A 14480-nucleotide genomic window follows, 5' to 3' on the forward strand; every position below is an offset into this window, starting at 1 on the left:
TGTTAGAGAGAAAACCTCTAAACTACTGACATACTCCAAGCCACTTCTGTCAGAAATCTATAATTTGTTCGCCTTACGTTCTCAGGATACCCTGACGATCGACTCAGGTTAAGATCGAGAGTATTTTACTCCCATCTACAGCACTGTCTTAAGTCAACTTCACTCTTTACTCGATCGATTCCGATAAGCGAGCATTCTTTTAATTTACCTCCCAACTCCCAACTAACTCCGCTGTTGCCTACGCACTTCATACAGCATGAGAGCCGCCGCCGTACCGACATTTAATGATTCTACAGTCGCAGACATCGGGATCTTCACCTGAAGATCGGCTAAGGCTGCCAAATCTGGACTCAAACCCGCGCCTTCATTACCCAATAAAATTAGCGTTGGCGATCGCAAATCGACATCCCAGTAGCTAGTCTCTGTATGGGAAGTCGTCGAAATTACTCGTACACCCTGCTGTTGATAACTCTTAACCAGTTCTACAAGATTGTCACTAACGCCCATCGCCAGCCGAAACCATTGTCCTGCTGAGGCGCGGAGTACCTTGGGATTGTCTAAATCGACGCTATCGTGACTCACCCACAAGCCATCGACACCAGCCGCTGCTGCGGTGCGAATGATGGTACCTAAATTGCCAGGATCTTGAATGGTGGCTAAGACGAGCGTTAAATTTGCCCGCAGTGGTGGTTTGGCAAATGCCAATCGCGGTGCTGTCGCGATGATGCCATCGGGATTGACGGTTGTCGCGATCGATTTGATGACTTCATCACCGACCAATTCTAATCGATCGCAACTATCGGAGACGATCGACCATAATTCGGGATGACGCTCCTGCCAAGTGGGGGTGCAGCAGACAGTCTCCAAGGGATAATTGACGGCGCAAGCTTCCTGAATTAAATGGGTGCCCTCTAGTAAAAATAACTGCGTTTCTCTACGCTCTTTGGGATTTTGGAGTTTCTTGATTTGCTTGATGAGCGGGTTTTGAGTACTGGTTAACATAGCTTGGGAGTTGGGAGTTGGAAGTTGGGAGTTGGGAGTTGGGAGGTGGGAGTTAGGAGTTGGGAGTTGGGAGTGTGCCGAAAGACTAATCCTGTCAATCCTTTCATCCGGTAAATCCCGATAAGAGTTAGGAGGGATGAGAAATAATATAAATCGGCCAACACCGAATGTTGGTGTTGGCCGATTGTAGAAGTTAAGAGTAAAAAATATGCGCGACCCGAGACTCGAACTCGGAAGTCCTTGCGAACACTAGAACCTGAATCTAGCGCGTCTACCAATTCCGCCAGTCACGCAAACTTGAATGGTTTTTCAACCAGCTACTTATTATCTGAGATATTTTGTGTATTTGTCAAGGTCTGTTAGCTTTAGTGTTTTTTTAGTGGTAACTTGCTGGCAATTCCATCACAGCCGCCAGGAATTGTCGAGCGAGATTTTTCGCCACACCACATGCAGCAATATTTGCGTTGTTCTTCCGACATTTCTTGGACGTTAGTAAAGTCGGCATTTTCGACCACCGCACCTGTAAATTCACCCGTTGTATAGTTGGGAATTTCGTTGCGGCTGCGAGGGCTGGCAAGTTCGGCAGTGCCATAAAACAAGCGCGTACCTTTAACATCAGCACCGCTCAAGTTAGATTCATATAAGATGGTGCGCGAAAAGTTGGCTTTGACGAGATCGCAGCCGCTGAGATTAGCACGAATTAAATTGGCATCGCTGAGATCCGTCCACCGGAGATCGGTTTGGGCGACATCGGCACCCGCGAGCATTACCCCCAAATCGATTACTCGCACTCCATGCAACCGATCTTCATCGTAACCGCCATCGCCATCCAAAATTGCTCTGCCCAACCTGCGATCGCGTCGGAGTGGCGTTAGCAGCTTAGACTGAGATAAAAATCGGAGCACCTTGGCTTTACCTGCGGCATCGATACTGCCGAGCAACGCTGCCGTGCGTCCGGCTGCAAAGGCTTGTTCTTGCGGCCAATCTTCGAGGAAACCATCATCATCTAATACCAGATCGGAGATCCCCTGAAAATAGGTATCGATCGTCTGCTGTTGGGTGAGGACATTCTGTTGGGTAGTCAGCCGATTTTGCTCGATCGTCAGATCGCGCGAGATAATATACTGTCTCCAAGCAATATATACTGCTAGGATAGCAATCAAAATCTGACCGAATGCGCCACCCCATTCGCCCGATGCACCAACAGCATTCCAATCGATGCGATCGGAAAAACTACTGACATACTCAAAAAATTCTAAAATCTGGAGCAAGCCCACCAGCGCGATCGTGACGGTAATCGAGGCGACTAATTGTAATCTTTGCGCTGGCGACAGCGAATCTAGCAATTCCTGTCGAACGCCTCGATAGATAATTGGAAGAGATAATACTAGTGCGATCGCACAACCTGCTGCGGCAATCCAGGTGTTATTGAGCCATAATCCGAACACCATAATGGCGATCGCTATCAGATTTCCCCAGATTGTCATGTTCTATGCAGAATACCTAGTTTATAAGGTCAAAATATTTCGATATTTTAGACTATATCATGTCATAATAACATTTTTTGTTCGTATTGAAAGGATTAGTTTTTAAAAGATGCAGAAAATTATATTTAAGTTATTGGGTGTACTTTTAATTGCGACGATCGGCGGTGCCTATTATGTCTGGCAAGAAGCAATTAAAATACCAGAAGAATACAACCAAGCTAGTGCTGAGGACAAAGCAGATAGTCAATCTCTACCATTGCAGCCAAGTCAAATTACCGAAAGAGCCGCTGAGAGTCAGAAAAAGATCGTAGCTCCGATCGAGCGCGCCAAACCGGGCGAAAAAGTCAATGTCAAATTAAGCGATCGAGATCTCAACAATTTAGTAGTAGCTAAAATCGCTAAGACTCAGCAAAGTAAGCAAGTTCCTGTTGGGATTAAAGGAATTAGAACCAATATTAAAGACGGCAAGATTTATACAGGTGCGATGGTTAATTTAGACCAGCTAGTCCGCAATAGCAATCCCGGCAGTCAAACGGCTGCTTTGGGCAAAATTACCAACAAATTAACTTTTTTGAAAGGTCGAGATGTGTATGTTGGCATTGTGGGCAAACCAACAGTCGATGGCAGTCAAATTAAGTTTGCTCCAGATACTCAAATTAAGATCGGTAATATGAACTTTACCATTAACCAGCTCGCTGAAAATCTCGGCGTAGCCCCAGCAAAACTTCAACAAGCGATCGATCTCCAGATTCAACAACAGAATTTTAAAGTCAATCGCATCAATGTCGAAAATAATGGCCTCGCGATCGAAGGAGCGAAGAAGTAATTGAGAATTGAGAATTGAGAATTGAACGCTATCCACTATTCACTACCCACTATCCACAAGAGCAACTACGCTAAAGATACTGGTGGCATTTAACGTGGCGCGCGAATAGAACTATAATAGGCGGTTGGCAAGTCTATCTATAATTTATTTAGGAGTTCACGGTGGAACGGACATTTATTGCGATTAAGCCTGACGGCGTTCAACGTGGGTTGGTTGGTGAAATCATTGGTCGTCTAGAAACTAAAGGCTTTACCCTCGTTGCCTTAAAATTATTGCACCCCAGCCGCGAACTAGCCGAACAGCATTATGCAGTTCACAAAGAAAGACCTTTTTTCAGCGGTTTAGTTGATTTTATTACGAGTGGGCCAGTAGTAGCAATGGTCTGGCAAGGCGATGGCGTCGTCGCTGCATCGCGGCTGACGATCGGTGCTACCAATCCTTTAGTATCCCCTCCAGGAACGATTCGCGGCGATCTCGGTATCAATATCGGACGCAACCTGATTCATGGTTCCGACGCAGTTGAAACTGCTCAAAGCGAGATTGCACTGTGGTTCAAGGAAGAAGAATTAGTCAGTTGGACGCCTACAATTTCGCCTTGGTTGTCAGAATAAACAACGACTGAAGTCGTCGCTAGTGTTGCAAAGTGCCTACGCAGACTGAATACAAATGTGTGTTGGCGATCGTTAAATCGTTCCGTTCTGATGACGTCTCAAATTTATTTGAATGTGTTGTCAGTTCGGAACTAAAAAATCATTCGTAGATCCCGAATCCAAAAATAAGCTGTATAGTCTGCGTAGGCAGACTTTGCAATACTAGCCGCGACTTCCAGTCGCTAGGCTAGACGGGTTTTGATTTCATCTACCCCTGAATCCTACTCGCGATCGTCTCAGGCTGAATCGCTGACAAAATTACATGTCCCGAATCCATAATTAATACCGCACGCGTCCGTCGTCCGTAAGTACCATCAATTAATTGTCCGCGTTCTCTGGCTTCGCTAATATTCCGCTTAATTGGAGCCGAATCGGGACTAACGATCGCGACAATGCGCTGTGTCGAGACAATATTTCCAAAACCTACATTAACCAATTGAACATTCATTGTGGATAGTGGATAGTGAATAGTGGATAGTCAATTCAAGGCAATGCTGTAATTAATAATTACGATCGAAAATTAGCACCCCACTGTCTTGTCTTGTCTTGATTCGCTATCCACTATCCACTTTTCACTATCCACTAAACTTAGATGCAACAGGTTGACTTCACGACATTAACAGCCGCAGTACGGGAGTTACAACCAGATTGGATACCCGCACGCGTCGAAACTGTCTACCAACGCGATCGCTACACCCTCGCGCTCGGATTGCGTACCCTCGACAAACGTGGCTGGATCGCCATCTCCTGGCATCCTCAAGCCGCCCGAATCGTGTTGACCGATCCCCCACCCCGAATTCCCGATACGTTCACCCTCAGCCAGCAATTGCGCTCTGTCTTGGGAGGACTGGCAATGACGGGGATGGAAATGCCAACGCCGTGGGAAAGATTGGTACGGCTGACATTTGCCACCAGACCGGGGGCTGAGGCCCTGTATTATTTATATGTAGAACCGATCGGCAAATATAGCAATCTTACCCTGACAGATGCGGATAATTTAATTATTACCACCGCACATCAAGTTAGCAATAAACAGTCTAGCGTGCGGACGATCGAAACTGGCAGACCTTACGAAGTACCGCCATCTTTAACCGATCCGATGCCCAACTTGGAGGAACCGCTCGATCGCTGGATCGATCGAGTCAGTTTGATTCCTGACAAGCTCAATCTGCGACTAGTCAAGAGTTATCGCGGCTTGAGTACGATTCTGGTTAACGAAATAATTGTCGCCGCCGCACTCGATCCGATCCAAACTACCGATACTCTGTCTCGATCGGACTGGGAAAAGTTGTTTGAATACTGGCAAAAATGGCTCAGAACCCTCGATCGAATTGAAGGATATACATTTCATCCATATCTAAAAACTAACGGCTTTAGCGTCCTGGGATGGGGCATTGGTACTCCGGTAGCTACAGTCAACGCAGCGATCGAGACTTACTATACACAGATACTCGATCGAGAAGCATTTACTCAACTCAAGCATCAACTCACCCAAAAGTTAAGCACGATCTTAGCTAAGTTACGCCTTAAAGCTAATACCTTTACAACCAAACTGCAAGAGTCAACGGGAGCCGATGAATACCGCGCAAATGCCGATCTATTAATGGCACATCTTCAGGACTGGCAACCAGGAATGAAACAAATTATTCTCAATGATTTTGAGACAGGAGAGCCAATCAAAATCAAACTCGAACCCGAAAAAAATGCTATCCAAAATGCTCAGTTCCTCTACAAACGCCACCAGAAACTCAAACGCGCCAAACTAGCTGTAGATCCCTTACTTGCCGAAGTTCAAGCCCAGATCGATTACTTAGAACAAGTTGAAGAAAGCATTCTCCAAACAGAAGAAGACATCAAAAATAACGTCCGCGAAATGCTGCAAACGCTGTTAGAAATTAAAGAAGAATTAGTTAATACTGGATACTTCCCTACACCAGATCGATCCACCAAAGCCGAACTAGCAGAAACAAAACCCCGCGTACTGAAAACTCCCAGCGGATTTGAACTTTTAATCGGACGCAATAATCGCCAAAACGATTTACTTACCTCTAAAATTGCCACAGACTACGATCTCTGGTTTCACGCCCAGGAAATAGCAGGCAGTCATGGATTATTGAGGATTGCGCCCGGTGCTGTAGCTCAGGAAGAAGATTTACAATTTACGGCTAATGCGGTAGCTTACTACAGTCGCGCCAGACAAAGCCAAGCAGTTCCGGTCGTATATACCGAACCCAAATACGTCTATAAACCTAAGGGTGCAAAACCTGGAATGGTCGTCTACAAGCACGAGCAGATTATTTGGGGACATCCGCAGACTCTAGATGCCAGTGTGGATCCAGCGTACCCATAAAGTGGCGCAATGCAGGCAGATTCCCCACATACTTATCTAGCTCCATAAGTATTAATCTCAACGTTTTACTTTTTATTAATTACAATAATTTCTTGTGGCTCTTTTTTTTGTTATAAGTTTGATTGTAACCCAATGGACATTTCTTTGTAACTCTGGTGATTTCTAAATCGCTTGGCAACGTCACATTCTTTTCGCCCTCACACACAAAAGATATTGTTTCTAGATACTGCCATTTAAAGTTAGTTGTGCGATCGGCATTATTAGGTTTAGATCTCAAGATTTTAATAACACCAAAAGCAGAGTAAGATCCAGCGTCAGGAAACCAAACAACAGATATAATCAGTCGATCTTGACTCGGCTTGATTCTTATTGAGTAATTGTTAGACTTTTTTTCATAATCACTTAAGTAAACGTTTGAATTTGTCGAAAAGCTTTCTGTTTCTTTATATAGTTTTAGCTCCTTATGGATAACACGACGTACCTTTGATTCGGGAGATTCTACCGCTCTCTCCCTTAGTGGGATGTCATTGGATCTTGGATATGGCAACCAATGATATGCAAGCAAAAAAAATCCTGGTACTATCCATGAAAGCAAGATAATTCTCGAAAAATCTTTTTTGTCAGATGGCTTGTAATTCATGTTTTCACAATCTATGTATTAATCAATATTGAATATATTTAAAACGAAAAAAGCAGATGAATTCAATCGAACTCACCTGCTTCAATTACCAATTAAATCCCAATCTGGAAATCACCAGAACTTAAACCAGTAACTCAATCCAACTTAGTAATCTGAACTGCACCAACCCCACTACCACCAGTTAGGATGTTATTACTAGCATTCCCAGGCATCGTGTTAGATAAATTTTAATAACCTAAAATCTAAAACCTAAAGCCCAAAGCCTAAAGCCTAAAGCCTAATCCGCTGGCTCGATCGTGCTAGTCAAACCGTGACTTTTGAGGACATCACAGTAGTGTTCGGCATGTTCTTGGTTGCAGGTAATTACGAGAGCCATTCCATATTGATGGGCTTCCATCATAATATTGATAGCTTGAGGTGCCGAGAGATTGGGGACGGTAGTTATCAACACCTCGACGACATGTTCCATCGCATTGAAGTTATCGTTGTGGAGCAAGACGCGATAATTAGGCGCGAGCTTACGGGCGGTTGAAGATTTTTCGATCGTTTCTGTATAGCTCATGTTCTCACAGTTGATAGTTGACAGTTGGTTTTCGATCGCTAAAGAGAGCGAACCCGACGCTCGTTACTACAAAGCAACTTATTTACTACCCTATTATTTTACCCAATTGACGATCGGATTTTAAGACCCAATGATTGATTTTTCCAACCAAGATCCCTTGAGTATCGCGCTTACCCTGTGGAATATCGGACTGGTTTCTGAGACAGCATTGATGGCGTGGGCGGATGCGATGATTCTCGATCGAGCGCAGCCATCCTACGATCTGCTCGAACTTGCTGCCAATGGTGCCAAATTATGTCTCCAGCGCGATACGATCGAGAGTCGTCCCCTTACCCTGACTTTCTTTGGAGAGTTTTGTTTGCGATCGCATCTGCTGGATTTGTCGTGCGATCGATCGGCGATTCAATTCATTGACTGGGTTTCGCGCAACTGCGGAGGAGCAGATCTCGAACATCCCGCATTGCTCTTAGCTTATCAACTCGACCATCTATACTACGATCTTGACGATTTGCCTGCGGCGATCGAGTTGCTAAGATCGGAAATGCCGCTATTATTACCAAGTTGTGAGCTAGTGGCATCTACATTTCTGGATCGAGTACCCGATTTGATGCTACTCGCACCCATAGGCGATGCCAACACGGGACAATCGGAACTGATAAGTGAAATCGATCGACATCCGATCGATCTCACCCCAGCAGAAATTCGCCATCTCCTCAACTACACCGAAATCGAGCTACTACCGTTAATGCTGGCTGGATTCGAGCGTAACCCACAAGCGATGCTCGGCGGTTCGCTGCGGGAGTTGCACAACGCAATTGGCTATGCTGTCGCGCTCGAACTTCCCCACACCGAAATACAGCGTTATGTACATCTTTTTCATACCGTTGCGCTCTGCCATTTTCGGTTCGGTACGGGGGAAGAGCCGTTTACTGCGAATATCGATGGTAAGATGCTAGATTTCATACCAGAAGCCCATTCGGAGCGAATGGGAGTGGATACTTGGGCAGATGCCATTCATGCTTGTGCGATCGTTGGCGATCGCGATGGAATCCGTCTGCTGTCAACATTTGACGAAGATGTCTTCACGGATTCTGACGGTGCCTGCGCGCCATTCGATCTGGCTTATGATCGTTTGTGGGTAGATTTTAGCAATGGTGGGCAAAATACGGCAGCATTATTGGATTTGGCGATCGCACTAGCAGCGCAGGAAAATAGTCAAAGGAGACAATTTGTCAACTCGATCCGCTTACCCGAACTCCGATTGCTAGAAGCGATCGCGCGCGGAGATGCCCGATCTTTTAACGATCGACTATTAACTGCTCTCGCCGCTCACAAACAGTTCTGGAGCCAACCGAGTCATGCTTTGCTGCCTTCTGGTTGGTTTGCCTTCCCACTGCTGGCTGCTTGTGCGATCGCCAGAGATTGTCAATATTTTTCGATTGAAGTTAAATCTGATTATTTACCCCCATATTCCGCAGGTAAATCTATCAAGGAGAGCCATAGTTTGTTCTGGTTTAATAATTAAATCGATTAAAAAATAAACCTTAATTGTAGATCTAAATTAGAAGATTGTGGGTCGATGTCGATCGATTTAATAAATTCTCGAAAATAAAAGCGACGCTCGGATTCGGATAAATCTAACCAAAATTGGGGAATCGAAACAGCCTGAGCCAGAGATTGCAGATTGACAGGGGGAAAGGCGGCTAAACGACTCTGCAATTGAGAGATTTCTGTCTTGAGCTTATAAGTACGCAACTCGACAGTTTCGCGATCGAGTATGCCCGAATCGATCAGTTCTGGCAACTGCGCGATCGTTTGTTGCTTGTCTATAATATCTTGAGAAATTTTGGCTTTAAATCCATCCATATTTGGCATCCCAATCTGGTTCACAGCAATTGGTAAATCTTCGCAAATGCGATCGATAGTTGCATTCAAAACTCGCTCGTAGCGAATCGATTTACATTGGGGTTGACGCGTGCAACCAGTCGGACGTAAATATAAATATTTCTCCACCCGACGCGGAGCCGAGACGCTAGTAACTGTCATCGTTTGCTCGCAATGCTGGCAATTTACCAAACCAGCCAAAGATCTGGGTGCGCTTGCCGTGCGCGGTGGCATTCGCCGATTGCGCCGCAATAATCGATCGATCTGCGCCGCCTCATCCCGCGATAAAATTGCCGCGTGAGTGTCCGAAATTACCTCACCGTGGAGATATGCAGTATCGCCTCGATAGACGGGATTAGTGAGCCATCTTAGCCCCGTAGACGCTGAAATTTTCTTATTATATTTCTTCTCTAAATAGCGTACCGCACCCCGCAGCGAACCATAGATCGTAAATCGATCGAAAAAATCTTTGACTACTGGAGCGGCAGATTTATCGATCGTATACTTATCCTTACCCCGACGATAACCGTATGGTGCTTTTCCTGGCGGCGGTAAAGATTGTAAACGATTGCGAGCGTGTCCTTGCCGCATCCGCCGACTGATTTGGTTGGACTGAATTTTGTCGATGAGTTGTAAGAGATTTAATTGCGGGGCAATTTCAGTTTCGGTAGTAATTAACTCGATCCCTAGCTCTTGTAATTTCAAGAGTACTTGCCGCACATCGCGTACCGAATCGCCTAATTCATCCAATCTCCGCACTAATAAATAATCGCATGGTTCTAGGAGCAGATCTGCCAACAATCGATCGAGTTCGTACCGTTGTCCCAAATCCTGATACACTCGATCGATCTCCCATCCCCAAATCTCTACTCCTGGGGATTCTTCAATCAATGGATCGGTGTAGGTATAGGCAACAATTCGCATTTATAAAGTAGTAAGTTGAATATTTTCGCAGACTTACTCGATGTCTCACCTATATTTTAGTTTTCAGGTCATGAGGTTGGTTATATTAGGGAGCATCCCACTTTTATTTAGAGAATGAAAGAATAATCTCAAAATCTTGCTAAATATAGGTTTGACAGCTTAAAGGGGTGATAAGCACCCCTTTAGCTATTCATCATAAGGATAAATTTTATCTAAAAATTCTTCAAATGAGGATGATATTTCTGAAATCACCCCAGTAGAGTAGCTAACATCTACTACTGGTTGATTTGGCTTAGAAATTTCTATGTATATATAATTACCTCCCGCATCATTTGCTATTGGCAAAAAGACTCTGCTCAATAAATTGATAGTGGAAGAGCATATCTCTTCAAGATTATCAAATTCGTCAAATATCCAACTCTCAATTTGTCCCTCCCATTCCTCATGAGATTGAGAATTAATAAAAGAGTAACCAAAAACAATATTTTGAGACTGTCGATGCTCGATAAAATCCCAAAAACAGTTAGATATTTTATATCCTGTGCTTTGAAAGAATAGTTCTTTTATCTCTTCATTTATCTCTCTGTATTTTTCAAATCCTAGTTCGATTAGTTTATTCATTATTTTTTATTGTTAGCCAGTAGCCAGTAAGGTGGTTACTGCCAGCAGTAGTATGTAGGTTGGCTTGAGACGCAAAACCCAACAGTACTAACGTTGTATGTACTGACTCTTCAACATTTTTGCAGTCGAGATAGCAAAATAGTTGCCTGATTTTTAGGAAAGATCTCTAGATTTAGAGTGTCCTTCTCAAGGATTGAAGTCAAAACGTATGGAAATATATCTTCAGGAGGATCGTGATTTTCTAGCTGATCTATAAACCTTTCAACTTCACTAAGCATCGTAGCAAGCCCCTCAATATTAATAGAGCAGCATAGTTTCATTTCAAGTAAAATTAATCTATAAAATGAATTAAAATGCTCTTCTTGGCAATTTGAGAATCGCTCAATTGCATCGCGGTATTTACCCATATCATAAGCATTATGTCCTAAATACAGCCATGCAATTGAGTAATCTGCTTTTATCTCAATAGCTGCCAAAAGGGACTTCTCCACATTTGTGTAGATATTTCGATCGTTATTTCTATCTGGATATTGGTAATAAGTATATCCAAGCAGATATAAAAGTTCGGCTCTTTCACAAGAAGAACTGGAATACTCTGGAGCTAGGAGCAGACTCTGAATGTGACTGATGACTTCATCGATAGCTGAGAATCGATCGTCTCTGTCGGATCTGGGAATATCAATGATATTATCAATCTCTTCGTAAATACTCTCTGGGATTGGCATAGTCAACTATCAACTATTAATTATCAACTATCAACTAACTCAATCTATCCCTAAATAAGCCTCAATTACCCGCGAATCATTTTGAACGGTATTCGGCGTACCATCGACGAGATTGGTACCTTCTGCTAACACCCACACTCGATCGCATAAGGTCATGATTACATCCATATTGTGTTCGATAATTAGGAAAGTCAGACCATCTTTGCGCCATTTGAGAATGTGACCGCAAATATCTTCAATCAATCGCGGATTGACACCCGCCGCAGGTTCGTCTAATAAAATTAATTGCGGATCTGCCATCAGTGCGCGTCCGATTTCCAGCAGTTTGCGCTGTCCCCCCGATAGTCCTCCAGCGTAGTCGTTGGCTTTGGCACTCAACCCCACCGAAGTCAGGATCGACATGGCTTTATCCTTCAATTCTCGCTGCTGTGACTGCACTAACTTGGGTTGGAGCAATACTTCCCAAATCTTCTCACCCGCATGACCTTTGGCTCCTAAGAGCATATTTTCCATTACTGACATGCGCGATAGAGCCTTGGCAACCTGAAATGTGCGTACCATGCCTAATCTAGCGATTTGGTGAGGTTGCATAGTATGAATATCGCGACCGTTTAATTGAATTTGACCGGAATCTGGCCGAATAAAATTAGATAAAAGATTGAAAAAAGTGGTCTTACCAGCTCCATTTGGCCCGATTAAGCCAGTTATACTACCTGTGGCAACTTCGATTCCGGCGTGCTGAACTGCTTTGACACCACCAAAAGTTTTGCACAATCCGGTGGCAGAAAGTAATGGTTGGGTAGACATCGGTACGTAATTATTTTTCATCATAAATAGATAATATTCGCGATTTTTGATACTGACAAATTAACGGGAGTTTGCGGTATTATTTTCGATCGATGACTCCTAGCTTCGTTTAGGCAACGCCCTCAAATGAATTTGGGGCTAATAGCGAAAGTTCACTGAAGTGAACTAATAGATTTTTATGCTTCGACGATCGATCCACCCTACCAAGCCCCGATTGATGAGAAGCGTGAAATTAAATCCCCTCCTCGGAGGGGTGCCCGTAGGGCGGGGTGGGTAGATCTCGGCAGTAACGACAATATACAACTGCCAACTCCCAAACTATCTAATTATCGACCCAATGTTAACTCTTCCTTCTTACCTAAAATTCCTTGCGGACGCAATACCATAATTAACATCAAAACTAAACCGATAATCATCACCCGAAATGCACCTTGCTGAGTATCATCTAAACGCAAAGTTCTAAAAAACATCTTAAACAACTCATCGCGAGTGATTGTATTGTAACCCCAGAAAATAATTGCTCCAATAATCGTGCCGAGATTATTCCCCGAACCGCCGAGCATGACAATAATCCACGCATTAAAAGTAATTAACGGCTCGAAATTATCTGGGAAAACTGTAAATTGCCAAGCATAAAATGCCCCCGAAAGTCCAGCGATCGCGCCACCTAACATGAATGCTTGAAGTTTGTACCAAAAGACATTTTTACCCAAAGCTCTAGGGACTTCTTCATCTTCACGAATGGCTTTTAAGATCCGTCCCCAAGGCGAATTTACTAACTTCTCCATGCCGATATAGACGATCGCCAGTGCGGTTAAAGTTAGTAACATCAATCCAGCGCGCGGATCGTAAGTGTAGAGGGATAACGCACCGCAGACGTAGACAGTCAGTACAAAAGCACTCGCGATCGCGCCCCCGATATAGTGGTTGGGTTTATCTCGCATCCACAGCCATAATTTCCATAATGCTAGACCACAAATGGCTGTCAGCCAAATAATTAAACCGATTCTCGATGGGTAGTTGGGCTGGAAATTAAATGGTACGGGATAGCCCTGCACGCCGAAGGTACCTTTCGTCAGCCAAGCTTCATTTTTAGCCGCCAGTCGAACTAATTCCGATACCCCGATGGTGACGATACCTAGATAGTCTTCCCGCAACCGTAAGGTGGACATGCCAATGAGCAGTCCGAGGAGTGCGGATAGACAAATACCAACTAAAACCGCGATCGCGATCGGCACGCCCTGCATGGACAGTAACACGGTAGAATAGGCTCCGATCGCCATAAACGCGACATGCCCGAAATTAATCAGTCCCGTCACGCCCCATTGGAGATTTAATCCCAAACTAAACAGCGCGTAAGTAGCAGCAGAAATCGTCAAGAAGACAAAATAAATGACCATCAGGCACCAAATGATGAATTATCGATCGCAAAGGAAGACGATCGGGGAAAGATCGCGACGATCGTTTTAGCTGATGATACTTCTAACCGTTCTCGATCGCTAGTCTCTCAACAATACTCCAGCCTAAACATCCTATGCCATACGTGTTAATCATTCATGAAGTTGCCGACTACGATGCGTGGAAGCAGATTTTCGATAATGCTGCCGATCTGCGGCGGGAGGCTGGAGAGCGCGGCTATCAAGTCTTAAAATATGCCAACAATCCCAACAAGGTGGTACATTTCTCGTCTTGGACGTCTTTAGATAATGCGCGACAATTTTTTGAATCGCCTCAGCTCGCGAAAATTAGAGCTGAAGCAGGCGTTCAGTCTCCAGAATTTATTTATTTAGAACAATTAGAGTCGGGCAGTTTAGGGGATTAGGCTTTAGGCTTTAGGCTTTAGGTTTTAGGCTTTAGGTTTTAGGTTTTAGGCTTTAGGCTTTAGGTTTTAGGCTTTAGGTTTTAGGCTTTAGGTTTTAGGCGGGTAAAGGGTAAGGGCTGATTAATCGTGCGGATGTTGGGTTGGGCAAAGCGACACCCAACCTACAAAATGTTTAAATAT

The 14480-nt window shown here is 44.2% G+C and carries 15 protein-coding genes and 1 tRNA gene; 5 read left to right on the top strand and 11 right to left on the bottom strand.

What is annotated here, in order from left to right; translation table 11 throughout:
- Positions 1-222: 222 nt before the first annotated feature.
- The 3 genes from C7B77_RS01380 to C7B77_RS01390 form a co-directional block, all read right to left on the bottom strand.
- Positions 223-1002 (bottom strand): TrmH family RNA methyltransferase, encoded by a 780-nt coding sequence (locus tag C7B77_RS01380; RefSeq protein WP_106299584.1) that lies wholly within the window; start codon positions 1000-1002, stop codon positions 223-225.
- A gap of 209 nt (positions 1003-1211) precedes the next feature.
- A tRNA-Leu gene (locus C7B77_RS01385) sits at positions 1212-1295 on the bottom strand.
- A gap of 72 nt (positions 1296-1367) precedes the next feature.
- Positions 1368-2489 carry a pentapeptide repeat-containing protein gene (locus C7B77_RS01390; RefSeq protein ID WP_106299586.1) on the bottom strand — a complete coding sequence of 374 codons (1122 nt, stop codon included), beginning with the start codon at positions 2487-2489 and terminating at the stop codon, positions 1368-1370.
- Positions 2490-2598: 109 nt separating this feature from the next.
- On the opposite strand from C7B77_RS01390, the gene C7B77_RS01395 reads away from it, so the two are divergent.
- Positions 2599-3315, top strand: a complete 717-nt coding sequence (locus C7B77_RS01395) for a hypothetical protein (protein ID WP_106299588.1) — start codon at positions 2599-2601, stop codon at positions 3313-3315.
- 161 nt (positions 3316-3476) lie between these two features.
- Positions 3477-3926 carry a nucleoside-diphosphate kinase gene (ndk, locus tag C7B77_RS01400; RefSeq protein WP_106299590.1) on the top strand — a complete coding sequence of 150 codons (450 nt, stop codon included), beginning with the start codon at positions 3477-3479 and terminating at the stop codon, positions 3924-3926.
- 247 nt (positions 3927-4173) lie between these two features.
- On the opposite strand, the gene C7B77_RS01405 is transcribed toward ndk, so the two are convergent.
- Positions 4174-4413: a DUF370 domain-containing protein gene (locus C7B77_RS01405; RefSeq protein ID WP_106299592.1), complete on the bottom strand. Its 240-nt coding sequence runs from the start codon at positions 4411-4413 to the stop codon at positions 4174-4176.
- A 144-nt stretch (positions 4414-4557) separates the two neighbouring features.
- On the opposite strand from C7B77_RS01405, the gene C7B77_RS01410 reads away from it, so the two are divergent.
- Positions 4558-6315, top strand: coding sequence for an Rqc2 family fibronectin-binding protein (locus tag C7B77_RS01410; RefSeq protein ID WP_106299594.1), 1758 nt, complete (start codon positions 4558-4560; stop codon positions 6313-6315).
- A gap of 79 nt (positions 6316-6394) precedes the next feature.
- Here the strand turns inward: C7B77_RS01410 and C7B77_RS01415 are convergent, their stop codons facing one another.
- Both C7B77_RS01415 and clpS read right to left on the bottom strand, forming a co-directional pair.
- Positions 6395-6955 carry a hypothetical protein gene (locus tag C7B77_RS01415; RefSeq protein WP_106299596.1) on the bottom strand — a complete coding sequence of 187 codons (561 nt, stop codon included), beginning with the start codon at positions 6953-6955 and terminating at the stop codon, positions 6395-6397.
- A 277-nt stretch (positions 6956-7232) separates the two neighbouring features.
- Positions 7233-7517, bottom strand: coding sequence for an ATP-dependent Clp protease adapter ClpS (gene clpS, locus C7B77_RS01420; protein WP_106299598.1), 285 nt, complete (start codon positions 7515-7517; stop codon positions 7233-7235).
- Positions 7518-7647: 130 nt separating this feature from the next.
- On the opposite strand from clpS, the gene C7B77_RS29525 reads away from it, so the two are divergent.
- Positions 7648-9042: an immunity 49 family protein gene (locus tag C7B77_RS29525; protein WP_181243662.1), complete on the top strand. Its 1395-nt coding sequence runs from the start codon at positions 7648-7650 to the stop codon at positions 9040-9042.
- Between the two features lie 5 nt (positions 9043-9047).
- On the opposite strand, the gene C7B77_RS01430 is transcribed toward C7B77_RS29525, so the two are convergent.
- From C7B77_RS01430 to C7B77_RS01450, 5 genes are all read right to left on the bottom strand, one after another.
- Positions 9048-10325: a recombinase family protein gene (locus C7B77_RS01430; protein WP_106299600.1), complete on the bottom strand. Its 1278-nt coding sequence runs from the start codon at positions 10323-10325 to the stop codon at positions 9048-9050.
- Positions 10326-10511: 186 nt separating this feature from the next.
- Positions 10512-10946, bottom strand: a complete 435-nt coding sequence (locus C7B77_RS01435) for an SMI1/KNR4 family protein (protein WP_106299602.1) — start codon at positions 10944-10946, stop codon at positions 10512-10514.
- A 110-nt stretch (positions 10947-11056) separates the two neighbouring features.
- A complete protein-coding gene (locus tag C7B77_RS01440) occupies positions 11057-11671 on the bottom strand; it encodes a tetratricopeptide repeat protein (protein WP_146138137.1) in 615 nt (204 codons plus the stop codon).
- Between the two features lie 39 nt (positions 11672-11710).
- Positions 11711-12499, bottom strand: coding sequence for an ABC transporter ATP-binding protein (locus tag C7B77_RS01445; protein ID WP_181243663.1), 789 nt, complete (start codon positions 12497-12499; stop codon positions 11711-11713).
- Between the two features lie 305 nt (positions 12500-12804).
- Positions 12805-13878 (bottom strand): branched-chain amino acid ABC transporter permease, encoded by a 1074-nt coding sequence (locus C7B77_RS01450; RefSeq protein WP_106299608.1) that lies wholly within the window; start codon positions 13876-13878, stop codon positions 12805-12807.
- A gap of 134 nt (positions 13879-14012) precedes the next feature.
- On the opposite strand from C7B77_RS01450, the gene C7B77_RS01455 reads away from it, so the two are divergent.
- Positions 14013-14300: a putative quinol monooxygenase gene (locus C7B77_RS01455; protein ID WP_106299610.1), complete on the top strand. Its 288-nt coding sequence runs from the start codon at positions 14013-14015 to the stop codon at positions 14298-14300.
- Positions 14301-14480: the final 180 nt, after the last annotated feature.

This window comes from Chamaesiphon polymorphus CCALA 037 (assembly GCF_003003845.1).
Taxonomy (GTDB): Bacteria; Cyanobacteriota; Cyanobacteriia; order Cyanobacteriales; family Chamaesiphonaceae; genus Chamaesiphon; species Chamaesiphon polymorphus.